Origin of the sequence: Sphaerotilus sp. FB-3 (assembly GCF_023706025.1) — a bacterium.
GTDB classification, from domain to species: domain Bacteria; phylum Pseudomonadota; class Gammaproteobacteria; order Burkholderiales; family Burkholderiaceae_C; genus Sphaerotilus; species Sphaerotilus sulfidivorans.
Genome location: NZ_BQWE01000011.1, coordinates 248,640 through 272,199, shown reverse-complemented (window position 1 = coordinate 272,199; position 23,560 = coordinate 248,640). Strand labels below are relative to the sequence as shown.

Sequence of the window (23,560 nt, the reverse complement as noted above, 5' to 3'; positions counted from 1 at the left end):
TTGCCGTGCGAAGACCGAGCCTCCGGCCGCTATGCCGAGACGGCCTGGCGCCGCCGCGCCAGCCAGGCCAGCGCCGCCCCCATCACCAGCAGCGCCGGCAGCGAACCCAGGTTCAGCACCGACCAGCCCTGCGTCGTCACCAGCGCGCCGGAGGCGAAGGAGGTCAGCGCCATCGTCGCGAAGACGCCGAAGTTGATCACCGCCTGCGCACGGTCCTTTTCCTCGGGCCGGTAGGACTGCATCGCCAGCGTGGTGCTGCCGGTGAAGAGGAAGTTCCAGCCCACGCCGAGCAGGAAGAGCGCGATGACGAAGCGGGGCAGATCCTGGCCGGTCAGCGCCACCGCCACGCAGGCCAGGTTCAGCAGCACGCCGACGGCCATCACCCGCATCACCCCGAAGCGGCGGATCCAGCCGCCGGTCCAGAAGCCGGGCGCGAACATGCCGATCACATGCCACTCCAGCACCCAGGCCACATCGGAGAAGGGCATGCCGCAGACATCCATCGCCAGCGGGGTCGCCGCCATCAGCAGGTTCATCACGCCGTAGCCGATGGCCGCGGCCAGCGCCGCGACCAGGAAGACCGGCTCGCGCAGCAGCTCGGCCGTCGAGCGCCCTCGCGGCGCGCCGGCCGGCGTCGGCGGCACGGCGGGAAACCGGATCAGCGCCATCACCGCCATCGACAGCAGCGCCACCCCCGCCAGCGCCAGGTAGGCGCCGAGAAAGGGCACCGGCAGCAGGTCGCGGGTGTGGCTGGCCAGATTGGGCCCGGCCACCGCACCGATCAGCCCGCCGGCCAGCACCCTTGAGACCGCGCGCTCGCGCTCGGCCGGCGGCGCCAGCTCGGCGGCGGCGAAGCGGTAGAGCTGGCCATTGGCGCTGTAGTAGCCGGCCACCACCGTGGCCGCCAGCAGCAGCCAGAAGCTGCCGATCCACGCCGCCAGCGCGCACAGCAGCGCCGAGCCCAGCGCCACCGCCAGACCGCTCTGGAAGGACACCTGCCGCCCCCAGCGCCGCTGCACCCGCGCCACCGCGCCGGTGGCCAGCGCGCCGCCGACGACATAGCCCATGACCGGCAGCGTCGCCATCCACGGTCGCGGCGCCATCTGCATGCCGACCAGGCCGTTGATCGCGATGAAGACGATGTTGTTGGTCAGCAGCAGGCCCTGGGCCGTGGCAAGCAGGTGGACATGGCGATTCATGATCGGGCATTGTCCGCCTTCACCGACCCGCCCCAGGAGAACCGCCGATGACCTCGCCTCGCCCCCTCTTCCCGGAACTCGCCCGCCTGCGCTGGCCGCTGATCCAGGCGCCGATGGCCGGCGCGCAGGACGCCCGGCTGGCCCTGGCGGTCGGCCGTGCCGGCGCCCTGGGCTCGCTGCCGGCGGCGATGCTCGCGCCCGAGGCGCTCGAGCGCGAGCTGCAGGCGATGCAGGCCGCCGACCTGCCGTGCAATGTCAACTTCTTCGCCCACCGGCCGCCGGACGCCACGCAGGCCGACGCCGCCGAGGCCCGCTGGCGCCAGGCGCTGGCGCCGCTGCGCGCCGAGTTCGGCCTGGGCGAAAACGACGGCCCGGTGCCGGCCAGCCGCCAGCCCTTCGATGCCGCGATGGCCGAGGTGCTGGAGCGCTGCCCGCCTGCGGTGGTCAGCTTCCACTTCGGGCTGCCGGATGCGGCGCTGCTGGCGCGGGTGCGCGCGCTGGGCTGCCGCATCCTGGCGTCGGCGACGACGCTGCGCGAGGCGCAGTGGCTGCAGGCCCAGGGCGTCGACGCGGTGATCGCCCAGGGCCTGGAGGCCGGCGGCCACCGCGGCCATTTTCTCGACACCGATCCCGACCGGCAGAGCGGCATGCTGGCGCTGGTGGCGGCCTGCGCGCAGGCGCTCGAGGTGCCGGTGATCGCCGCCGGCGGCATCGGCACCGCCGCAGAGGTTCGCGCCGCGCTGGCCGCCGGCGCGCGTGCGGTGCAGGTCGGCACCGCCTTCCTGTGCTGCGACGAGGCCACGACCGGGCCGCTGCACCGCGCCCGGCTGCTCGATCCGCAGGCGCCCACCGCGCTGACCAATCTGTTCTCCGGCGGCCTGGCCCGTGGCCTGCACAACCGGCTGATGGCCGAGTTCGGCCCGGTCAGCGCGCTGGCGCCGCCTTTTCCGCGCGCCGGCGTCGCGCTGGCGCCGCTGCGCGCCGCCGCCGAGCGCCAGGGCCGCGACGACTTCACGCCGCTGTGGTCAGGCACCAACCGGCGCGGCTGCCGCGCGGTGCCGGCGGCGGAGATCGTCGAGGCCCTGACCGCCGGCCTGTCTCCGGCGGGCTGAACCGGAAAACCGGGGCGGACCCGGCCCTGGTCCGACTCTTGCGCGCGCACGACGGCCCCCAGAATCCGTCGTTCCCAGTCCCAGAGGAGACCTGTCTTGGCCAAGATCCCCCCCGGCGTCGGTCCGCGCTTTCCGCAGGTCGTCGTCCTGTTCGGCGCCACCGGCGACCTGGCGCGGCGCAAGCTGCTGCCCGGCCTGTACCACCTGACCTCGGCCGGCTTCATTCCCGGCTGCCGCATCATCGGCGTGTCGCTCGACGACATCGATGTCGAGACCTTCCGGCGGCAGGCGCGCAGCGCGCTCGACGAGTTCTCCAGCCGGCGGGTGACCGAGCCGGACTGGCAGGACTTCGCCGCCAGCCTCGACTATGTGCCGCTATCGGCCGGGCCGGAGGCGCTGCGCGCGGCGGTCGAGGCCGCCGAGCAGAACCTGGGCACCGAGTGCCGCCGGCTGCACTACCTGAGCGTGCCCCCGAGCGCGGCGCTGCCGGCGGTGCGCCTGCTGGGTGCGGCCGGCCTGGTCGAGCGCGCGCGCATCATCATGGAGAAGCCCTTCGGCACCGACCTGCAGAGCGCCGTCACACTCAATGCGCGGCTGCACGAGGTCTTCGCCGAGGAGCAGATCTACCGCATCGACCATTTCCTCGGCAAGGAGCCGGCGCAGAACATCCTCGCGTTCCGCTTCGCCAACGGCCTGTTCGAGCCCATCTGGAACCGCAACTTCATCGACCATGTCCAGATCGACGTGCCCGAGACGCTCGGCCTGGGCAAGCGCGCGGCCTTCTACGAGCAGACCGGCGCCTACCGCGACATGGTGGTGACGCACCTGTTCCAGATCCTGGCCTTCATGGCGATGGAGCCGCCGACCTCGCTCGAGCCGGTGCCGATCAGCGAGGAGAAGAACAAGGTCTTCCGCAGCATGCTGCCGATCCAGCCCGACGAGGTGGTGCGCGGCCAGTACAGCGGCTACCGCGACGAGGAAGGCATCGATCCGGACTCCGACACCGAGACCTTCATCGCGCTGAAGTGCCACATCGACAACTGGCGCTGGGCGGGCGTGCCCTTCTACCTGCGCACCGGCAAGCGGCTGGCGGAGGGACAGCGCATCATCTCGATCGCCTTCCGCGAGCCGCCCAAGAGCATGTTCCCGCCGAACTCGGGCGTGGGCTCGCAGGGGCCGGACCACCTGACCTTCGACCTCGCCGATGCGTCGAAGATGTCGCTGTCCTTCTACGGCAAGCGCCCGGGGCCGGGCATGCGGCTCGACAAGCTGAGCCTGCAGTTCGCGATGACCGACACCGGGCTGGCGGGCGAGGTGCTGGAGGCCTACGAGCGGCTGATCCTCGACGCGATGCGCGGCGACCGCACCCTCTTCACCACCGCCGAGGGCATCGAGCGGCTGTGGGAGGTGTCGCAGCCGCTGCTGGAGGCGCCGCCGCCGGTGCGGCTCTACCAGCAGGGCTCCTGGGGCCCGAAGGCGGTGCACCAGCTCATCGCGCCGCACGCCTGGCGTCTGCCCTTCGAGCGGGCATGGCGCAAGCAGACGGTGCAGGGCGGCTGATCTGCGCCCTCACCAGCCCAGCGGCGCCGCCCAGCCGACATACTGCTTGGGCAGCGGGCGGGCGTAGTCGCCCTGCTTGGAGGTGCGCAGGCCCAGGCCCGCCAGCGCCTCGGCGAAGCGCACCGCCGCGGCCACCCCGTCGATGACCGGCACGCCCAGGCGCGCCGACAGCGTCGCGCACAGCCCGGCCATGCCGGCGCAGCCCAGCACGATCGCGCCGCTGCGATCGCGCGCCAGCGCCTCGCGCGCGGCCGCCTCGATCAGGTCGACGCAGGCCGCGCCGCCGTCCTCCAGCGCCAGCACCGGGATGTCGGTGCCGTGCACGCCGCGGCAGCGCGAGGCCAGGCCGTAGCGCTGCAGCAGGTGCTCGGCGGTCACGCAGGTGCGCGTCATCGTCGTGACCACCGAGAAGCCGGTGGCGACGAAGCTCGCCGCATGAAAGGCCGCCTCGGCCACGCCGAGCACCGGCACCTCCAGCGCCTCGCGCGCCGCATCCAGCCCCGGATCGCCGAAGCAGGCGATCACCACCGCGTCCATCCCGGCGCCGTGCAGGCGCACCGTCTCGGCCACGCCGGCGGCGGCGATCGTCTCGTCATAGTGCCCCTCGATCGAGCGCGGCCCGAAGGCGGGCTGCACCGCGGTGATCGTCGTGCCGGCAGAGGCCACGGCCCGCGCGGCCTGGGCGATCGAGGCGGTCATCGCCTCGGAGGTGTTCGGATTGAGGATCAGCAGATTCATGTCGGTGCGCTTCCGGTTGGTGCATGAGGGACGGTGTCGCCGCCTGTTTTGCATACAAAGCAAGAGCTGCGCCGCATGTCGGTGCATGCGGGGCCCTGCAGCCGGTCCCGCCGGGGCCCGGAACGCATGGCACAGCGATTGCATACAAAAACCGGCATGAGCACCGCCCCCGCCCCACGCACCGATCTGGAACTGGTCCGCCTGGTCAAGGACTACGGCAACTCGCTGGCCGTGGCCGGCATCGACCTGAAGATTGCCGCCGGCAGCTATTGCTGCCTGCTCGGGCCGTCGGGCTGCGGCAAGACCTCGACGCTGCGCATGATCGCCGGCCACGAGGATCCGACCGACGGCGCGATCGTGCTGGGCGGGCGCGAGATCACGCATCTGTCGCCGGCCGAGCGCGGCACCGCGATGATGTTCCAGAGCTATGCGCTCTTCCCGCATCTGACGGTGCTGGACAACGTCGCCTTCAGCGCCCGCATGAAGGGCACGGCTCGGCCCGAGCGCCATGCCCGCGCGATGGAGCTGCTCAAGCTGGTGCACATGGAGCCCTATGCCGCGCGCCTGCCCGCGGCGCTGTCGGGCGGCCAGCAGCAGCGCGTGGCGCTGGCGCGGGCGCTGATGCTGCAACCCAAGGTGCTGCTGCTCGACGAGCCGCTGTCGGCGCTCGACCCCTTCCTGCGCGTGAAGATGCGCGCGGAGCTCAAGCGCTGGCACCGCGAGCTGGGCATGAGCTTCATCCATGTCACGCACTCGCAGGAAGAGGCGATGGCGCTGGCCGATCTGGTGGTCGTGATGAACCAGGGCCGCATCGAGCAGGCCGGCAGCGCGCGCGAGGTCTTCGAGCGCCCGCGCACCGAGTTCGTCGCCCGCTTCATCGGCGCGCACAACGTCATCGACACGCCGGCCGGCCGCATCGCGGTGCGCACCGATCGGCTGCGCCTGGCCGAGGCCGATGCCACCGGCCCGCTCGCGCAGGTCGCCGCGGTCGAATACCAGGGCGCGCAGGTGCTGGTGCATCTGGCCGCGCCCGACGCCGGCGCGGACGACGCGCCCGCCTGGACCGCCGCGCTGCCGGACACCGATTTCCACGCCGCGCCGATCGAGCCCGGCCGGCGCGTCGCGCTGCGCTGGCAGCCCGCCGACGCCCATGCGCTCGCCGCCTGAACCACCCGCCCCCCAACCCTGGAGCTCTCGCCATGTCCGCTGATCTCGAACCGCAGAACGCCCCGGCTGCCGCGCCGACCACCGACACGCCCGAACTGCAGCGCCGCGGCTTCCTGCGCGCCGCCGCCGGCGTCGGCGTGGCCGCCACCGGCATCACCGGCTTCCCCTTCGTGCATGCGCAGGAAAAGATCGTGCTGCGCTACCTGGGCACCGCGGTGAACCAGGACAAGGCCATCGCCGAGAAGTTCGAGGCCGACACCGGCATCAAGATCCAGTACATCCCGGTCACGACCGACGACGTGACCAAGCGCGCCGTCACCGCGCCCAACTCCTTCGACCTGATCGACACCGAGTACTTCTCGCTGAAGAAGATCATCCCGACCGGCAACCTGCTCGGCATCGACGTCAAGCGCATCAAGAACGCCGACAAGATCACCAGCCTGTTCACCAAGGGTGAAGTCGCCGGCAAGAAGGTCGGCGACCAGGGCACCGCGCCGAAGAAGGTGATGTACCTGCCGTCCGGCACCGCGAAGGAATTCGCCAAGGAGCCGACGCAGTTCATGACGCTGATCCCCACCGTCTACAACGCCGACACCCTGGGCATCCGCCCCGACCTGATCAAGCGCCCGATCAGCTCCTGGGCCGAGCTGCTCAACCCCGAGTTCAAGGGCAAGGCGGCGATCCTGAACATCCCGTCCATCGGCATCATGGACGCGGCGATGGTGGTCGAGGCCATGGGTCTCTACAAGTACCCCGACAAGGGGAACATGACCAAGAAGGAGATCGACCTCACCATCAAGACGCTGATCGAGGCCAAGAAGGCCGGCCAGTTCCGCGCGCTGTGGAAGGACTTCAACGAGTCGGTCAACCTGATGGCCTCGGGCGAGGTGGTGATCCAGTCGATGTGGTCGCCGGCCGTGACCGCCGTGCGCACCAAGGGCATCGACTGCACCTTCCAGCCGCTGAAGGAAGGCTATCGCGCCTGGGCGGCCGGCTTCGGCGTGCCCAAGACCGTCACCGGCCGCAAGGCCGGCGGCGTCTACGAGTTCATCAACTGGTTCCTCGACGGCTGGGCCGGCGCCTACCTCAACCGCCAGGGCTACTACAGCGCCGTGCTCGAGACCGCCAAGGCCAAGATGGAGGCCTACGAGTGGGCCTACTGGATGGAAGGCAAGCCGGCCACCCAGGACATCAAGAGCCCGAACGGCGACGTGCTGGCCAAGAAGGGCGCCGTGCGCGACGGCGGCTCCTACGAGGCCCGCATGGGCGGCATCGCCTGCTGGAACGCGGTGATGGACGAGAACGCCTACATGGTCCAGAAGTGGAACGAGTTCGTGGCGGCCTGAGGTCATGAAAAGCGCTCGCACCGCCGCCATCGCCTGGGCGCAGGCCTCGCCGCTCGCAGCGGTGTTCGCGCTGTTCTTCGTCGTGCCGCTGGCGCTCGTGCTGGTCGTCAGCTTCTGGCAGGCGACCGAGTACGAGCTGCTGCCGGCCTTCACCGGGCAGAACTACATCGATGTCTTCGCCGGCTGCCCGGTGACCGCCGACGGCGACCTCTGCGTCACCTTCAAGACCTACCTGTCGACGCTGAAGTTCGGCGTGCTGACCTGGGCGATCACCGCCGTGCTCGGCTTCTCGATCGCCTGGTTCCTGGCCTTCCATGTCCAGGGCACGCTGATGCAGACGGTGCTGTTCATCATCTGCACCGTGCCCTTCTGGACCAGCAACGTCATCCGGATGATCTCCTGGGTGCCGCTGCTGGGCCGCAACGGTCTGGTCAACCAGACGCTGATCGGCGCCGGCCTGGTCGACGAGCCGGTGGAGTGGCTGCTGTTCTCGGACTTCTCGGTGGTGCTGGCCTTCGTGCACCTGTACACGATGTTCATGATCGTGCCGATCTTCAACTCGATGATGCGCATCGACCGCAACCTGCTGGAGGCCGCGCGCGACAACGGCGCCTCGCCGTGGCAGACGGTGGTGCATGTGGTGCTGCCGCTCAGCCGAACCGGGCTGATCATCGGCTCGATCTTCGTGCTGGCGCTGGTGATGGGCGACTTCGTGACGGTGGGCGTGATGGGCGGCCAGCAGATCGCCTCGGTCGGCAAGATCATCCAGGTGCAGACCAGCTACCTGCAGTTCCCGATGGCCGCGGCCAACGCCGTCATCCTGCTGGCGGTGGTGCTGATGATGATCGCCGCGCTGATGCGGCTGGTGAACCTGCGCAAGGAGCTGTGAGATGGCCAACCCCGTTCGCCGACGACGCCCGCTGAGCTTCTGGCTGCTGGGCACCGTGTTCGCCGCCTTCGTGCTCTTCCTGTACGGCCCGATGTTCACGATCTTCGTGCTGAGCTTCCAGGGGCCGGAGGGCGGGCTGACCTTCCCGATGCGCGGCGCCTCGCTGCACTGGTTCCGCCAGCTCTGGGAGGGCATCGGCGTCATCGACATCGGCGCGGCCTTGCGGCGCTCGCTGGCGCTGGGCACCGTGGTGATGATGCTCACGGTGGGGCTGTCGCTGCTGGCCGGCCTGGCCTACCGCAAGAAGCTGCCCGGCGGCACGGTGCTGTTCTACATCGTCGTGGCCAGCCTGATCATGCCCTCGATCATCGTCTCGCTCGGCGTCGGGCTGATGTTCCGGCTGCTCGACACCGGGCTGAAGACGCTGCTGGAGGCCCACGCGCCCGCACTGCTGGAGACCTTCACGACGACGATGGGCGTGTTCAGCTCCGGCCTGGGCGCGCAGCTGACCTGGACGCTGCCCTTCGGCCTCCTGATCATGTTCGCGGTGTTCAACCGCTTCAACCCGGCCTATGAAGAGGCCGCGCGCGACCTCGGCGCCACGCCGTGGCAGAGCTTCCGCCATGTGGTGCTGCCGCTGATCGGACCGAGCCTGGTGGGCGTGGGCATGTTCGGCTTCACGCTGAGCTGGGACGAGATCGCGCGCAGCTCGCAGGCGATGGGCGATCTCAACACCCTGCCGCTGGAGCTGCAGGGCCTGACCACCACGGTGACCACGCCGGTGATCTACGCGCTGGGCACGGTCACCACCGTCATCTCCTTCCTGGTGATGGGTCTGACGCTGGCCATCGTCGCCTTCTGGCAAAGTCGCCGCCGATGAACGACGACGACACGCCCGCGCCGCCGACCGCCACCGAGCGCGTCTACGAAGGCCTCTACACCGACATCCTGGAGCGCCGCCTGGCCCCAGGCACGCGGCTGCGCGAGGAGGAGCTGGCCGCGCGCTTCGAGGTCTCGCGCACGGTGGTCAGGCAGGCGCTGCAGCGCCTGGCGCAGGAGCAGGTCATCGCGCTGCACCACAACCGCGGCGCGCAGGTGCCCGCACCGACCCGCGACGATGCGCGCCATGTCTTCGACGCGCGCCGGGTGGTGGAATGCGAGATCGCCCGCCGGCTGGCCGGCCGGCTGCACGCCGAGCAGGTGGCCGAGCTGGAAACGCTGGTCGAGGCCGAGGCCCGTGCGCAGGCCCAGGGCGACCGCGCGGCGGCGATCCGGCTCTCGGGCGAATTCCATCGCCGGCTCGCGCTGATGGGCGGCAACCCGGTCTTCGTGCGCATGCTCGACGGCCTGCTGCCGACCACCTCGCTGCTGACGGCGCTGTACCAGCCCGCCGGCACGCCGGCCTGCGTCGCGCACCGCCATGTCGAGCTGATCGCCGCGCTGGCCGGCACCGGCGCCAGCGCCGCCACCGAGATGCGCCGCCATCTGCAGGAGATCGAGCGCTCGCTCGAGGAGCCGCGGGTGCGCGCCGGCTCGCGCGGCGCCCGGCCGCGCGACCTGTTCGGCGCCTACCGCGAGCCCGGCGACGGCACGCGCTGAGCGCGCCGGGAAGACGGCCTCAGGACCGCGAGATCAGGACCGCGAGGACAGCGGGCAGGTGTTCAGCCCGATGATCGAATAGAGCGGGCAGCTGCGCAGCAGGCCGGTGGCCAGCGGCACGATGCCGATCCAGCCCCAGGCGCCGACCGTGCCGGTGGCCGCCAGCGCGATCAGCACCAGACCGACGAGGATGCGCAGGATGCGGTCGAGGCCGCCGACATTGGTCTTCATCATGGTCGCTCTCCAGGACAGGAACTTCAGGGGCAGGGCAAAAGATGCCCCCTGAAGTATCCCTCTGCAGTACCACTGCAGGATGATCTGGATCATGTTCCACCGGGCCACCACCGTGCCGATGCCGGCAGCCCGGCCCGCTGCCTAGAATGACCCTCCTCTGGAGACAGCGCCGACACAGGCCGGAAGGATCGCCGATGAATGCCCCGCAGCATGCCCACCCCACTCCCGTGATCGCGCCGCGCCCGATGCCGGCCGAGATGGTCGACGCGCTGCGTGCGCGCTTTGGCGATCGCTGCTCGACCGCGATGGCGGTGCGCGAGCTGCACGGCCGCGACGAATCGCCCTTCGACGTGCCGCCGCCCGATGCGGTCGTCTACTGCGAATCCAACCAGGACGTGATCGACGCGGTGCGGCTGGCCGACCGCCACGCGGTGCCGGTGATTCCGTACGGCGTGGGCTCCTCGCTCGAGGGCCACCTGCTGGCGGTGCAGGGCGGGCTGAGCCTGGACCTGTCGCGCATGAACCGCATTCTCGAGATCAACGCCGAGGACCTGACCGTCACCGTGCAGGGCGGCGTGACCCGCACCCGGCTCAACGAGGAACTGCGCCACGCCGGCCTGTTCTTCCCGATCGACCCGGGCGCCGACGCCTCGATCGGCGGCATGACCGCCACGCGGGCATCAGGCACCAACGCGGTGCGCTACGGCACCATGCGCGAGAACGTGCTGGCGCTGGGCGTGGTCAGCGCCAGCGGCGAATGGGTGCGCACCGGCACGCGCGCGCGCAAGTCCAGCGCCGGCTACGACCTGACGCGCCTGTTCGTCGGCAGCGAGGGCACGCTGGGCGTGATGACCGAGATCACGCTGAAGCTCTACCCGCTGCCCGAGGCGGTGTCGGCAGCCGTCTGCCATTTCCCCTCGGTCGACGCAGCGGTGCAGACCACGATCGCGATCATCCAGATGGGCGTGCCGATCGCGCGCTGCGAGCTGCTCGACGGCCGCACGGTGGCGGCGGTCAACCGCCACGACCGCCTGAGCCTGCGGGAGCAGCCGATGCTGCTGATGGAATTCCACGGCTCGCCCGCCGGCGTGGCCGAGCAGGCGCGCACGGTGCAGGACATCGCCGCCGAGCTGGGCGGCGAGTCCTTCGAGTGGGCGACCACCCCCGAGGAGCGCACCCGGCTGTGGACCGCGCGCCACCATGCCTACTTCGCCGCGCTGCAGACCCGCCCGGGCTGCCGCTGCGTCACCACCGACACCTGCGTGCCGATCTCGCGCCTGGCCGAAGCCATCGGCGAATCGGTCGCCGAGGCCGACGCCGCCGGCCTGCCCTATTTCCTCGTCGGCCATGTCGGCGACGGCAACTTCCACATCGGCTACCTGATCGACCCGACGCAGCCCGAGGAGCGCGTGCTGGCCGAGACGCTCAGCGCGCAGCTGGTCGGCCGCTCGCTGCGCCTGGGCGGCACCTGCACCGGCGAGCACGGCATCGGCCTGCACAAGATGGGCTTCCTGCTCGACGAGGCCGGCCCGGCCGCGGTCGGCCTGATGCGCGCGGTCAAGCAGGCGCTCGACCCGAAGAACATCATGAATCCGGGGAAGATCTTCGAGATCTGATCCCGGGTCCGCGCCGCCTCAGTGCGTCGGCGACGGCACCGCCCAGCGCTTGGTGATGTCGCCCTTGGCGTTGGCGCTCTCGAGGTGGACCGCGAAGCCCCACAGCCGCGCGACATGCTTGAGCACCTCGCTGGCGCTGTCGGCCAGCGGGCGGTCCTTGTGCTGGAAGTGGCGCAGCGTCAGCGAGCGGTCGCCGCGCAGGTTGACGTTCCAGACCTGGATGTTGGGCTCGCGGCTGCCGAGGTCGTACTGCTGCGACAGCAGCTCGCGCACCCGGCGGTAGCCGCTCTCGTCGTGAATGGCGGCGACCTCGATCTCCGACTTCTTCTCGTCGTCGTGGATCGCGAACAGGCGCAGGTCGCGCATCAGCTTCGGGCTCAGGTACTGGCCGATGAAGCTCTCGTCCTTGAAGTTGCGCATCGCGTGGTCGAGCGCCGGCAGCCACGGCGAGCCCGCCAGCTCGGGGAACCACTGGCGGTCCTCCTCGGTCGGGTTCTGGCAGATGCGCTGGATGTCGTTGTACATCGCGAAGCCCAGCGCGTAGGGGTTGATGCCGCTGTAGCCGCGGTCGCCGACGCGCGGCTGGTAGACCACGTTGGTGTGCGACTTCAGCCACTCGATCATCACGCCGTCGGTCAGCCAGCCCTCGTCGTACATGGTGTTGAGCAGCTTGTAGTGCCAGAAGGTGGCCCAGCCCTCGTTCATCACCTGGCTCTGGCGCTGCGGGTAGAAGTACTGCGCGATCTTGCGCACGATGCGCACCAGCTCGCGCTGCCAGGGCTCGAGCAGCGGCGCGTTCTTCTCGATGAAGTACAGCAGGTTCTCCTGCGGCTCCTCGGGAAAGCGGCGGTTGGCGCTGATGTCGTCGGCCTTCTCGCTGCGGCGCGGCAGCGTGCGCCACAGGTCGTTGACCTGCTGCTGCGCGTAGGCCTCGCGCTCCTTGCGCTCGGACAGCTCCTGCGCGAGCGACTTGCGGCTCGGGCGGCGGTAGCGGTCGACGCCGTGGTTCATCAGCGCATGGCAGCTGTCGAGGAAAAGCTCGACGGTGTCGATGCCGTGGCGCTCCTCGCAGGCGGCGACATAGTTCTTGGCGTAGACGAGGTAGTCGATGATCGACGCCGCATCCGTCCACATCCGGAACAGGTAGTTGCCCTTGAAGAAGCTGTTGTGGCCGTAGGCGGCATGCGCGATCACCAGCGCCTGCATCGCCATCGTGTTCTCCTCCATCAGGTAGCTGATGCAGGGGTTGGAGTTGATGACGATCTCGTAGGCCAGGCCCATGTGGCCGCGGCGATAGTTCTTCTCGGTCGAGATGAACTCCTTGCCGTAGCTCCAGTGACGGTAGTTCACCGGCATGCCGACCGAGGCGTAGGCGTCCATCATCTGCTCGGCGGTGATGATCTCGAGCTGGTTCGGATAGGTATCGATGCCGAAGCGCGAAGCGGTGCGGCGGATGACCTCGTGATAGCGCTCGACCAGCTCGAAGTTCCAGTCGCTCTGGCCGGGCAGCGGCTCGGCCGGGCGCTCGCCGGCAGGCAGCGGGCCGTCGCGCAGGTCCTTCATCGCGATGAACGGATGGTTCTTCATGCGGCGGCTCCTTCCTTCTTGAACAGGTCGCGGAAGACCGGATAGATCTGGTCGGCGCTGGTGACCTTGCGCATCGCGAAATGCGGCCCCGAGGTCTCGGACAGCCGGGTGTACTCGTCCCAGAGGTTCTGCTCCGGCTCGGCCACCTGCACATAGGCGTAGTAGCGGCACAGCGGCAGGATCTTGTTCTGCAGGATCTCGCGGCAGCGGCCCGAGTCGTGGTGCCAGTTGTCGCCGTCGCTGGCCTGCGCGCCGTAGATGTTCCACTGGTCGCTGGGGTAGCGGGCGCGGATGATCTCCTCCATCAGCACCAGCGCGCTCGACACCACCGTGCCGCCGGTCTCGGTCGAGTGGAAGAAGCCTTGCTCGTCCACCTCCTGCGCCTGGGTGTGGTGGCGGATGAAGACGATGTCGATCTTCTCGTAGTGCCGGGTCAGGAACAGGTAGAGCAGGATGAAGAAGCGCTTGGACAGCTCCTTGCGCGACTCGTCCATCGAGCCGGAGACATCCATCAGGCAGAACATCACCGCCTTGGAGGTCGGCACCGGCACCCGGACCCGGCTGCGGAAGCGCAGGTCGATCGGGTCGAGAAAGGGAATCGCCTCGATGCGCGAGCGCAGCAGCGCGATGCGCTCGCGGGTCTGGGCGATCGCGTCGTCGCGTTCGGCATCCGCCGGCTGTGCCTGCAGCGTCTCCAGGTGCGCCTCAAGCTGGTGCAGTTCGCGCCGCTTGTCGGTGCCCAGCGCGATGCGCCGGCCCAGCGCGCCGCGCATCGAGCGCACCACATGCAGGTTGTTGGGCGTGCCGTCGCTGGTGAAGCCGGCGCGGTGCGACTTCCACTCCGGCGTCTCGGCCAGCTGGGTGCGGATCAGGTGCGGCAGCGCCAGGTCCTCGAAGAAGACCTGCATGAACTCCTCCTTGCTGAGGCTGAAGACGAAGTCGTCCTCGCCCTCGCCGGAGTCGCTCGCCTGGCCCTTGCCGGAGCCGCCGCCCCCGCCGCCGCTCTTCGGGCGCGCGATGCGGTCACCGGTCACATACTCCTGATTGCCCGGATGGACCATGTCGCGCTGACCGCCCTGGCCATGGTGGAAGACCGGCTCGCTGATGTCCTTCTTGGGGATGCGGATGTCCTCGCCACGCTCGAGATCGCGGATGCCGCGGCCGTCGATGGCCCGACGCACCGCCCCCTTGATCTGCTCCTTGTAGCGTCGCAGGAAGCGCTCGCGGTTGCCGATGGACTTGTTCTTCCCCGAGAGCCTGCGGTCGATGATCTGCTGCAACATGGTTCACCTTGCGATGTGACGCCACCCCGGCCCCTCCCGGCGCCGGGGCGACCGGGGGCTCAGCTGGACTTGCGCACGCGCAGGTACCACTCGCACAGCAGGCGGACCTGCTTGGAGGTGTAGCCCTTGTCGACCATGCGCTGCACGAAGTTCTCGTGCTTCTTCGCCTCGTCCGCGCTGGCCTTGGCGTTGAAGCTGATGACCGGCAGCAGCTCCTCGGTGTTCGAGAACATCTTCTTCTCGATCACCGTGCGCAGCTTCTCGTAGCTGGTCCAGACCGGGTTCTTGCCCTGGTTGTTGGCCCGCGCGCGCAGCACGAAGTTGACGATCTCGTTGCGGAAGTCCTTCGGGTTGGCGATGCCGGCCGGCTTCTCGATCTTCTCCAGCTCGGCGTTCAGGCTGGAGCGGTCGAAGACCTCGCCGGTGTCGGTGTCGCGGTATTCCTGGTCCTGGATCCAGTAGTCGGCATAGGTGACATAGCGGTCGAAGATGTTCTGGCCGTACTCGCTGTAGCTCTCGAGGTAGGCGGTCTGGATCTCCTTGCCGATGAACTCGGCGTACTTCGGCGCCAGCAGCTCCTTGATGAAGGCGATGTACTTCGACTCGGTCTCGGCCGGGAACTGCTCGCGCTCGATCTGCTGCTCCAGCACGTACATCAGGTGCACCGGGTTGGCCGCCACCTCGGTGGTGTCGAAGTTGAAGACCTTGGACAGGATCTTGTAGGCGAAGCGGGTCGAGATGCCGCTCATGCCCTCGTCGACGCCGGCGTAGTCGCGGTACTCCTGGTAGCTCTTGGCGCGCGGGTCGGTGTCCTTCAGGTTCTCGCCGTCGTAGATCATCATCTTGCTGAAGAGGCTGGAGTTCTCCGGCTCCTTCAGGCGGGTGAGGATGGCGAACTGGCTCATCATCTTCAGCGTGCCCGGCGCGCAGGTGGCCCCGGCCAGCGACGAGCCCTTCAGCAGCTTCTCGTAGATCTTCACCTCTTCCGAGACCCGCAGGCAGTACGGCACCTTGACGATGTAGATCCGGTCGAGGAAGGCCTCGTTGTTCTTGTTGTTGCGGAAGGTCTTCCACTCGCTCTCGTTCGAGTGGGCCAGCACGATGCCATCAAACGGGATGGCGCCGAAGCCCTCGGTGCCCTTGAAGTTGGCCTCCTGCGTGGCGGTCAGCAGCGGGTGCAGCACCTTGATCGGCGCCTTGAACATCTCCACGAACTCGAGCAGGCCCTGGTTGGCCAGGCACAGGCCGCCGGAGTAGCTGTAGGCGTCCGGATCGTCCTGGGCATAGGTCTCGAGCTTGCGGATGTCGACCTTGCCGACCAGCGCGCTGATGTCCTGGTTGTTCTCGTCGCCCGGCTCGGTCTTGGCGATGCCGACCTGCTTGAGGATCGAGGGATAGCGCTTGACCACCTTGAAGCGGCGGATGTCTCCGCCGTATTCCTCCAGGCGCTTGACCGCCCAGGGGCTCATCACCCGGTTGAGATAGCGCGACGGGATGCCGAACTCCTTCTCGAGCACCGGGCCGTCCTCGGCCGGATCGAACAGGCCCAGCGGCGACTCGTTCACCGGCGAGCCCTTGATCGCGTAGAAGGGCATCTCCTGCATCAGCTGCTTCAGGCGCTCGGCGATCGAGCTCTTGCCCCCGCCCACCGGGCCCAGCAGGTAGAGGATCTGCTTCTTCTCCTCCAGGCCCTGCGCGGCATGGCGGAAGTAGGAGACGACCTGCTCGATCGCGTCCTCCATGCCGTAGAACTCGGCGAAGGCGGGATAGACCTTGATGACCTTGTTGGCGAAGATGCGCGACAGGCGCGGATCGTTGCGGGTGTCGACCATCTTCGGCTCGCCGATGGCCTTGAGCATGCGCTCGGCCGCCGAGGCGTAGGCCAGGGGATTGCGCTTGCACTCGGCGAGATAGTCCTCGATGGAGATTTCCTCCTCGCGAGTACGTTCGTAGCGAGCGGCGAAGTTGCTGATCACGTCCATTGCAGGCCTCCTGTGAAGTCAGGCGATGGGCGACAGGACCAGTGTCGCGCCACCAGGGAAGATCTGATGGAGTCCCTGCGACCGATGTCCGGTCCGGGCTCGGAGCCGCGAGGCTCCATCAGAGCTTTCCGTTGGTCTGCTGCAGGCCGTTCGGGTGACGACGGGGAGAGGTCACCGTGATGGCTGCTGTGACTCGGCGTGGTCAGCTTCGTTCAACTTGAGCGGCGCGGTCCATGAAAGAACCCCGGCACGGCACGGCTTTTTCATCTGGCCGTCACACACCGCGCAATCCGTCACTGCGGACCGCGCACGCTGTCGAGCCATGCAATTGGCGTGCCGATGATGCGCACACGCTGAGCTGCAGGGCTCGAGAACATCCTGACGCATGACGTGCAGGCTATCAAGACCCCGGAACAGGTTGATCAGCCTGAAACAATCCCCCGCCGCCCGGGGGGCTTCGACAGGTCAGGGCCAGCTCAGCGCTCGGTGATACCGAGCCGGTCGAGCAGCGCGCCCAGGTCGTCGAGCGAGCCGAAGGAGATCGCCAGCTCGCCCTGGTCGCCGCGCTTGGTGCGCTTGCGGATCCGGATCTCGACCGGCACGGCCAGCAGATCGGCGAGCTGCTCCTCGAGGCGCAGCACGTCGCGCGACTTCGGCGGCGGCGTGCGGCCGGCGGCCGAGGCGGCGCCGGTGCGGATGGCCTCGTCCTCGTGCAGGCGATTGACCAGCCGCTCGGTCTCGCGCACCGACAGCTTGCGCGCGACGATCTCGTGCGCGCAGGTGATCTGGCGAGCCCGGTCGAGCGACAGCAGCGCCCGGGCATGGCCCATGTCGAGGTCACCGGCGGTCAGCATCTGCTGGACCGGCTCGACCAGGTTCAGCAGGCGCAGCATGTTCGAGACGGCGCTGGCCGAGCGGCCGATCGCCTGGGCCGCGCCCTCGCGGTTCAGGCCGAACTCGCTGATGAGGCGCTGCACGCCCTGCGCCTCCTCGAGCGGATTGAGATCCTCGCGCTGGATGTTCTCGATCAGCGCCATGACCGCGACCGCCTGGTCGGGCACGTCGCGCACCAGCACCGGCACCTCGGTCAGCCCGGCCAGACGCGCGGCGCGGGTGCGCCGCTCGCCCGCGATGATCTCGTACATCGGCAGGCCGTCGCGCGGCTCGACCTGGCGCACCAGCACCGGCTGCATCACGCCCTGGGAGCGGATGCTCTCGGCCAGCTCGAACAGCGAGCCCTCGTCCATGCGGGTGCGCGGCTGGTACTTGCCGGGCAGCAGCTGATCGAGCGCGATCGCCGCGGGCAGCGGATCGCGCCCGCCTCGCGCCGGCGCGCTGTCCATGACCTGCGGCCCGAGCAGGGCTTCGAGACCGCGACCGAGTCCTTTGGGCTTCTTGGTGACCATCCCGCGATTGTCCGCGATTCGTCGCGATCCGCGCGCGCTCAGGCCGCCTGAATCAGCCGCTGCAGCAGTGCCAGCCCTTCGGGCCAGTCGCCCAGGCCGGAGTCGGCGTTCAGGTGACCGCGCGGTCCGGCGTCGATGCGCTCGGCGCCCCAGTCGGCGCACAGACCGGCGGCGCGCTCGGGGCTGCAGTACGGATCGTCCGACGACACCACAGCGATCGCCGCGAAGGGCAGCCGCGGCCGGCGCATCGGCCGCCAGTTGTGCAGCTGCGGCGGCATGTCGGCGCGCTCGGTGTCGGGCGGCGCCACCAGCAGCGCGCCGCGCACCCGCGCGACATGGCGGCTGTGGTCGGCCCAGGCGGCGACGAGCTGGCAGCCCAGGCTGTGCGCGACCAGCAGCGCCGGGCGCGTGTCGGCCAGCAGCGCCGCATCGAGCTGCGCCATCCAGTCGCCGCGGCGCGGCCAGAGCCAGTCGTCCTGCTCGACGCGCGCGAAGCCGGGGCGCGTCGCCCAGTGCGCCTGCCAGTGGCCGGGGCCGGAGTCCTGCCAGCCCGGCAGCAGCAGCACCCGCAGGTCGGCAGGCAGATCCGCAGGCGGATCGAAGTGCGATGAGGTCATGTGCATGCCGTATTCTTCCGCGTCCAACCGTTCCACAGCTCCCCGAGGAAGATCCACCATGAAACACACCGTGTTCGTCGACGGTCAGGAAGGCACGACCGGCCTGCGCATCCACGAGTACCTGGCCGGCCGCGACGACATCGAGGTGCTGCGCATCGCCCCGGAACTGCGCAAGGATGCCGCCGAGCGCGCCCGCCTGCTCAACGCCGCCGACGTCGCCTTCCTGTGCCTGCCCGATGCGGCCTCGAAGGAAGCCGCCGCGATGGTGAGCAACCCCCGGACCTGCCTGATCGACGCCAGCACCGCGCACCGGACCGCGCCGGGCTGGGCCTTCGGCCTGCCCGAGCTCTGCGCCGGCCAGCGCGAGCAGCTGCGCGCCGCCAAGCGCATCGCCAATCCCGGCTGCCATGCCAGCGCCTTCATCCTGCTGATGCGCCCGCTGGTCGACGCCGAGATCGTGCCGCCGGCGCTGGCGGTCAGCGCGACCTCGCTGACCGGCTACTCCGGCGGCGGCAAGAAGATGATCGAGCAGTACGAGGCCGGCGGCGACCCGAAGCTGGCCTCGCCGCGCCCCTACGCGCTGGGCCTGGCGCACAAGCACATCCCGGAGATGATGGCCCACACCGGTCTGGCGACCAAGCCGCTGTTCCTGCCGGTGGTCGGCCCCTTCTACAAGGGCCTGTCGGTGACGGTGCCGCTGCACCTGGCGCAGCTGTCGGCCGGCGCCTCGGCTGAGCGCATCCACGCCGCCTTCGCCGAGCACTACGCCGGCGAGCGCTTCGTGCGCGTGATGCCGCTCAACGACGCCGCGACGATGGAGCACGGCTTCTTCGACGTGCAGGGCTGCAACGACACCAACCGTGTCGACATCTTCGTCTTCGCCAACGGCGACCAGGTGCTGCTGATGGCGCGCCTGGACAACCTCGGCAAGGGCGCCAGCGGCGCGGCGGTGCAGTCGATGAACGTGCACCTGGGCGTCGACGAAGGCCTGGGCCTGTGACCTGACGCTGCGGCGCAAGACGAAAAAAAGCCCGGCGGTGCCGGGCTTTCGTTTTCTCGGGGACCGCGCAGTCGGTCCGCCGAAGCCGGGATCAGGACAGCTGGTCGCTGATCAGCTTGGTCATCTCGAACATCGAGACCTGATCCTTCTTGAAGATCTTCTTCAGCTTGCCGTCGGCATTGATCATGCGCTTGTTCGCCGCGTCCTGGAGATTGTTCTTCTTGATGTACTCCCAGACCTTCTTGGTGACCTCGGTGCGCGGCACCGCGGTCTTGCCGATGACGGCCGCCAGATCCTTCGAGGGCGTCATCGGCTTCATGAAGGCCGCATTCGGCTTCTTCGCGGGAGCGGCTGCGGGTGCCTCGACGGCCGGTGCTGCGGCGACAGCGGTTTCTTGGGCAGGAGCCTTCTTTGCGGCGGCCTTCTTGGCAGTTGCCATGTGTGTTTTCTCCGTCTTGGATGGTGATGTGCCGGCGTCGGCACTGCGGGCGAATGGTACTGCGCCCCTCAGGCATTGAGAAGGCATCGCAAAGGGGAAATCAGGGGGGAAATGACGCCACGATGAAGCCGTGACGCCCCGCAGTCGCCTGCGCGTGCGGCACCCGCAGCGCCCGGGCTACGCATGACTACGCACGCGCAGCACCCCTCGATCACCCTACACTGCGCCCGCGGCGCACCGTGCGGGTGGCCGCCGGCCACCGCTGCCACACTTTCCTTTCTTCGCGGAACGCCACCGCCCTTCTGCCCATGGAACAGTTTATGACCCCCGAGTTCTGGCTTGCCGTCGGCCAGATCATCATGATCGACATCCTGCTCGGCGGCGACAACGCGGTCGTGATCGCGCTGGCCTGCCGCAAGCTGCCCGAGGCCCAGCGCCGCGCCGGCATCCTGTGGGGCACCGCCGGCGCCATCGGCCTGCGTGTCGTGCTGATCTTCTTCGCGCTGACGCTGCTGGCCCTGCCCTACCTGAAGCTGGTGGGCGCGGCGCTGCTGCTGTGGATCGGCATCAAGCTGCTGCTGCCCGAGGACGAGGGCGACCATGACATCCAGGCCAGCGACAAGCTGTGGGCCGCGGTCAAGACGGTCATCGTGGCCGACTTCGTGATGAGCCTGGACAACGTCATCGCCATCGCCGGCGCCGCCGAGGGTGCAGCCGACGGCCACCAGATGCCGCTGGTCATCTTCGGTCTGCTGGTGAGCATTCCGATCATCGTCTGGGGCAGCCAGCTGGTCATCAAGCTGATGGACCGCTTCCCCGTCGTCATCGTCGTCGGCGGCATGCTGCTGGGCTGGATCGCCGGCACGATGGCGGTGACCGATCCGGCCATCGTCGGCTACATCGCCGCCCCGGCCGCCGAAGGCGCCAAGCCGGAAGCCGGCGCAGCGATCCGCTATGGCGCGGGCATCGCCGGCGCGCTGCTGGTGCTGGCCGTCGGCAAGATGATGGCAGCCCGCAAGCCGAGCGCCGCCTGAGATCGGCCTGAACCGGCGCCGCGGGATGCACCTTCCGCGGTTTCCGGTTCTTTCAGTCGGGGCAGGGCGACATCTGATCTTCCTCCTCCCGGTCGCTGCGATACTGTCGGTCCGTCGACTCCCCTGCAGTGACCGCACCTCGCCATGCCCCGCACGCGACCGATCACCCGGCCCCCGGGAGGCGCCACGCCCTGGCTGCTGGCGACGCTGCTCGGCCTGGTCGGCTGGGCGCACGAAAGCACGCCGCTGGCCCAGCCGATGCAGCACTGGCTGCAGGACCGTGCCGTCGCCGATGCCCGGCCGATGGCCAGCACCGGCGTGGCGATGGTGCTGATCGACGAGGCCAGCCAGGCCCGCCACGGCCCGCTGCCCTGGCGGCGCGACCTGCATGCCCGTCTGATCGATCAGCTCTCCGGCGCGCGGGTCGTCATCGACACCGAGCCCTTCGGCACGCCCGAGAGCGAACGCGCGCTGGCCGAGCTGCAGAACATCCATGCCACCATCGCCGCCGATCCGGTGCTGGCGCGCCACCCCGAGCTGCCGGCGCTGATCGAGCGCAGCGAAGCCAGCCTGAACGGCGATGCGCACCTGACCCAGAGCCTGGAGCGCCACACCCGCGTGCTGCTGAGCCTGGGCCCGCCCGGCGACGGCCTGCCGCCGCTGCCCCGGCTGGCCAGCGCGGCCGCAGGCATCGGTCATGCCGTGACCGGCGCCGATGCGGACGGCGTGATCCGCCGCCATCCGCTGTGGCGCCACGGCAGCGCGCAGGACGCGCCCTCGCTGGCCGCGCTGGGCGCGGGCCTGTACCGCGGCGACAGCATGGCCGCGGTGGAGACCGGCCTGCGCGACCACCCGCCGCGGCTGGCCGGCCACAGCCTGCCCGACGACAGCGACAGCGGCCTGATGCCGCTCTGGCCGGTGCATGACGGCCCGGACGGCGCGCCGCCCAGCCTCAGCGCCCGGGAAGTGCTGGCGGGCTCGCCCGCGCTGGCCCGGCTGAAGGGCCGCATCGTCGTCATCGGACGTGATGACCGCAGCACCCCACGCCTGCGCCTGCCCGACCGGCGCGAGATCAGCCCGGCCGAGGCCCTGGCCCGGCTCTCGGGCGCGATGGCCGACGGCCACTGGGCACGCACGCCGGCTGCGCTGCAGTGGCTGCCCTGGGGGCTGCTGGTGGCGGCCGGGCTCTATCTCTGGCGCATCGTGCCGCGCCTGACCCGAAACTCCGCGCTGATGCTCAGCGCCTCGCTCTGCCTGGCGCTGGCGCTGGGCTCGCACGGACTGCTGGCCTGGGGCGGCATCTGGCTCGCGCCGACGCTGCCGATCTTCGCGCTGGTTCTCGGCCATCTGGCCCTGATCGCCCGAGACCGATGGCAGATGCATCAGCGCCGCAGCCGCGGCCCGCTGCTGACCACCACGCTCGACGAGGACACCGTCATCACCTCCTACGAGACGGTGACCGTCACCACCCGCGAGCGCACCGTGATCCGGCATGACGAGCCGGAGACGGTCCCCCAGGCCCCGCCGCGGCCTGCGCCGGCCACGCCGCCCGCAGTGGCCCGGACCGCCGCCTCCCCACGCACCACGCCCACCCCCAGCGCGCTGCCCAGCCATCTGCAGGACACCCAGGTGCTCGACGAGCGCCGGGCCTTCGTCGACACCCAGGTGCTGCACTCGCCCGACACGCTCGAGGCCACCCAGCCGCTGACCCGGGAGGAACTGGCCGCCTGCCTGGCCACGCCGGCGGTGTTCCGTCAGCCCCCGGTGCTGAGCGACACCGTGCGCCGCCAGCAGATGCTGGGCCCCTACTTGCTGGAGCGCGAGCTGGGCCGCGGCGCGATGGGCCGGGTGCATCTGGCCCGCCACCGGGACACCGGCGCGGTGGTCGCGCTCAAGACGCTGGCGCTGGGACGCGAGTTCGACGGCTTCGCGCTTGAGGAGGCCCGCCAGCGCTTCCAGCGCGAGGCGCTGGCCGCCTGCCGGCTCGATCATGCCGACATCGTGCGGGTGTTCGACAGCGGCGAGCAGGACGGCATCGCCTACATCGCGATGGAGCGGCTGACCGGGCAGGACCTGAGCCAGCACCTGGCACCGGAGCATCTGCTGCCGGTGGCCACCGTCGTGGCGATCAGCCGCCGCATCGCCCGGGCGCTGGCCCATGCGCATGCGCAGGGCATCATCCACCGCGACATCAAGCCGGCCAACATCATGGTCGACATCGGCCGCAACCAGGTCAAGGTGACCGACTTCGGCATCGCCCGCATCACCGATGCCAACCGCACCCGCACCGGGCTGGTGCTGGGCTCGCCGTCCTACATGTCGCCGGAGCAGCTCGCGGGCCGGCCGGTCGACGGGCGCAGCGACCTGTACTCGCTGGGCGTGCTGATGTTCCAGATGCTGACCGGCGAGCTGCCGCTCAAGGGCAACACGATGAGCGAGCTGATCGGCGCGATCGCCCGCACGCCGGCGCCCGACGTGCGCACGCTGCGCCCCTCGCTGCCTGCGGCGCTGGCCGAGGTGATCGGCATCCTGCTGGAAAAGCGCCCGGAGCTGCGCTACCGCGACGGCCTGGATCTGGCCGAAGATCTCAAGCTCGTGGCCGACACGCTGCGCCGCCCGACCCGCCCGGCCAGCGGCACTGCCGCTTCGGTGCAGGAATGCGCGCCCGGTCCCGCCAAGGACCAATCCCGGCCGCCCTTGCCCCGCGCTGGCGGGGCACAATCGCACCGCTGATTCCCGATGGACCGCCCGC

General features: G+C 69.7%; 20 protein-coding genes. 11 read left to right on the top strand and 9 right to left on the bottom strand.

Annotated features, from left to right (window positions below; all coding sequences use genetic code 11):
* Window positions 1-29: 29 nt before the first annotated feature.
* Window positions 30-1,199, bottom strand: a complete 1,170-nt coding sequence (locus NFT33_RS06315) for an MFS transporter (protein ID WP_251673966.1) — start codon at window positions 1,197-1,199, stop codon at window positions 30-32.
* Window positions 1,200-1,246: 47 nt separating this feature from the next.
* On the opposite strand from NFT33_RS06315, the gene NFT33_RS06310 reads away from it, so the two are divergent.
* On the top strand, window positions 1,247-2,311 hold the full coding sequence (locus NFT33_RS06310; RefSeq protein WP_251673964.1) for an NAD(P)H-dependent flavin oxidoreductase: 1,065 nt from the start codon (window positions 1,247-1,249) through the stop codon (window positions 2,309-2,311).
* A 96-nt stretch (window positions 2,312-2,407) separates the two neighbouring features.
* Entirely contained in the window at window positions 2,408-3,871 is a 1,464-nt protein-coding gene (gene zwf / locus NFT33_RS06305; protein ID WP_251673962.1) for a glucose-6-phosphate dehydrogenase, read from the top strand.
* A gap of 9 nt (window positions 3,872-3,880) precedes the next feature.
* On the opposite strand, the gene NFT33_RS06300 is transcribed toward zwf, so the two are convergent.
* The gene (locus tag NFT33_RS06300) at window positions 3,881-4,609 is read right to left on the bottom strand and encodes an aspartate/glutamate racemase family protein (RefSeq protein WP_149504744.1); all 729 of its coding nucleotides are present in this window, start codon (window positions 4,607-4,609) and stop codon (window positions 3,881-3,883) included.
* Between the two features lie 156 nt (window positions 4,610-4,765).
* On the opposite strand from NFT33_RS06300, the gene NFT33_RS06295 reads away from it, so the two are divergent.
* From NFT33_RS06295 to NFT33_RS06275, 5 genes are read left to right on the top strand one after another with little or no spacing between them, the layout of a single operon-like run.
* Entirely contained in the window at window positions 4,766-5,776 is a 1,011-nt protein-coding gene (locus NFT33_RS06295) for an ABC transporter ATP-binding protein (protein WP_251673960.1), read from the top strand.
* A gap of 32 nt (window positions 5,777-5,808) precedes the next feature.
* The gene (locus NFT33_RS06290) at window positions 5,809-7,122 is read left to right on the top strand and encodes an ABC transporter substrate-binding protein (RefSeq protein ID WP_251673958.1); all 1,314 of its coding nucleotides are present in this window, start codon (window positions 5,809-5,811) and stop codon (window positions 7,120-7,122) included.
* 4 nt (window positions 7,123-7,126) lie between these two features.
* Window positions 7,127-8,011 carry an ABC transporter permease gene (locus NFT33_RS06285; protein WP_251673956.1) on the top strand — a complete coding sequence of 295 codons (885 nt, stop codon included), beginning with the start codon at window positions 7,127-7,129 and terminating at the stop codon, window positions 8,009-8,011.
* A 1-nt stretch (window position 8,012) separates the two neighbouring features.
* Window positions 8,013-8,891, top strand: coding sequence for an ABC transporter permease (locus tag NFT33_RS06280; RefSeq protein ID WP_251673955.1), 879 nt, complete (start codon window positions 8,013-8,015; stop codon window positions 8,889-8,891).
* Window positions 8,888-9,610, top strand: a complete 723-nt coding sequence (locus NFT33_RS06275; RefSeq protein ID WP_251673954.1) for a GntR family transcriptional regulator — start codon at window positions 8,888-8,890, stop codon at window positions 9,608-9,610. Before NFT33_RS06280 ends, NFT33_RS06275 begins: the two co-directional genes overlap by 4 nt.
* Before the next feature lie 33 nt (window positions 9,611-9,643).
* Here NFT33_RS06275 and NFT33_RS06270 read toward each other — a convergent pair whose 3' ends face one another.
* Entirely contained in the window at window positions 9,644-9,841 is a 198-nt protein-coding gene (locus tag NFT33_RS06270; protein WP_149505371.1) for a YgaP family membrane protein, read from the bottom strand.
* Between the two features lie 197 nt (window positions 9,842-10,038).
* On the opposite strand from NFT33_RS06270, the gene NFT33_RS06265 reads away from it, so the two are divergent.
* Window positions 10,039-11,460 carry an FAD-binding oxidoreductase gene (locus NFT33_RS06265; RefSeq protein ID WP_251673953.1) on the top strand — a complete coding sequence of 474 codons (1,422 nt, stop codon included), beginning with the start codon at window positions 10,039-10,041 and terminating at the stop codon, window positions 11,458-11,460.
* Between the two features lie 18 nt (window positions 11,461-11,478).
* Here NFT33_RS06265 and NFT33_RS06260 read toward each other — a convergent pair whose 3' ends face one another.
* The 5 genes from NFT33_RS06260 to NFT33_RS06240 form a co-directional block, all read right to left on the bottom strand.
* Entirely contained in the window at window positions 11,479-13,047 is a 1,569-nt protein-coding gene (locus tag NFT33_RS06260; RefSeq protein ID WP_149504751.1) for a SpoVR family protein, read from the bottom strand.
* Window positions 13,044-14,330, bottom strand: coding sequence for a YeaH/YhbH family protein (locus NFT33_RS06255; protein WP_251673952.1), 1,287 nt, complete (start codon window positions 14,328-14,330; stop codon window positions 13,044-13,046). The genes NFT33_RS06260 and NFT33_RS06255 overlap by 4 nt, the downstream gene beginning before the upstream one ends.
* Window positions 14,331-14,389: 59 nt before the next feature.
* Window positions 14,390-16,312: a PrkA family serine protein kinase gene (locus NFT33_RS06250; protein ID WP_251673951.1), complete on the bottom strand. Its 1,923-nt coding sequence runs from the start codon at window positions 16,310-16,312 to the stop codon at window positions 14,390-14,392.
* Between the two features lie 476 nt (window positions 16,313-16,788).
* Complete coding sequence (locus NFT33_RS06245; RefSeq protein ID WP_149504753.1) at window positions 16,789-17,718, bottom strand: ParB/RepB/Spo0J family partition protein; 930 nt, start codon at window positions 17,716-17,718, stop codon at window positions 16,789-16,791.
* Between the two features lie 38 nt (window positions 17,719-17,756).
* Entirely contained in the window at window positions 17,757-18,341 is a 585-nt protein-coding gene (locus NFT33_RS06240; protein WP_251673949.1) for an RBBP9/YdeN family alpha/beta hydrolase, read from the bottom strand.
* Between the two features lie 52 nt (window positions 18,342-18,393).
* Between NFT33_RS06240 and argC the strand changes: the two genes are divergently transcribed.
* Window positions 18,394-19,335 carry an N-acetyl-gamma-glutamyl-phosphate reductase gene (argC, locus tag NFT33_RS06235; RefSeq protein WP_251673947.1) on the top strand — a complete coding sequence of 314 codons (942 nt, stop codon included), beginning with the start codon at window positions 18,394-18,396 and terminating at the stop codon, window positions 19,333-19,335.
* A gap of 91 nt (window positions 19,336-19,426) precedes the next feature.
* Here the strand turns inward: argC and NFT33_RS06230 are convergent, their stop codons facing one another.
* Window positions 19,427-19,654 (bottom strand): SWIB/MDM2 domain-containing protein, encoded by a 228-nt coding sequence (locus NFT33_RS06230; RefSeq protein WP_375139023.1) that lies wholly within the window; start codon window positions 19,652-19,654, stop codon window positions 19,427-19,429.
* 428 nt (window positions 19,655-20,082) lie between these two features.
* Here NFT33_RS06230 and NFT33_RS06225 point away from each other — a divergent pair, with 428 nt between their 5' ends.
* Window positions 20,083-20,808: a TerC family protein gene (locus tag NFT33_RS06225; RefSeq protein WP_251673944.1), complete on the top strand. Its 726-nt coding sequence runs from the start codon at window positions 20,083-20,085 to the stop codon at window positions 20,806-20,808.
* Between the two features lie 144 nt (window positions 20,809-20,952).
* Complete coding sequence (locus NFT33_RS06220) at window positions 20,953-23,541, top strand: CHASE2 domain-containing serine/threonine-protein kinase (protein ID WP_251673942.1); 2,589 nt, start codon at window positions 20,953-20,955, stop codon at window positions 23,539-23,541.
* Window positions 23,542-23,560 lie beyond the last annotated feature (19 nt).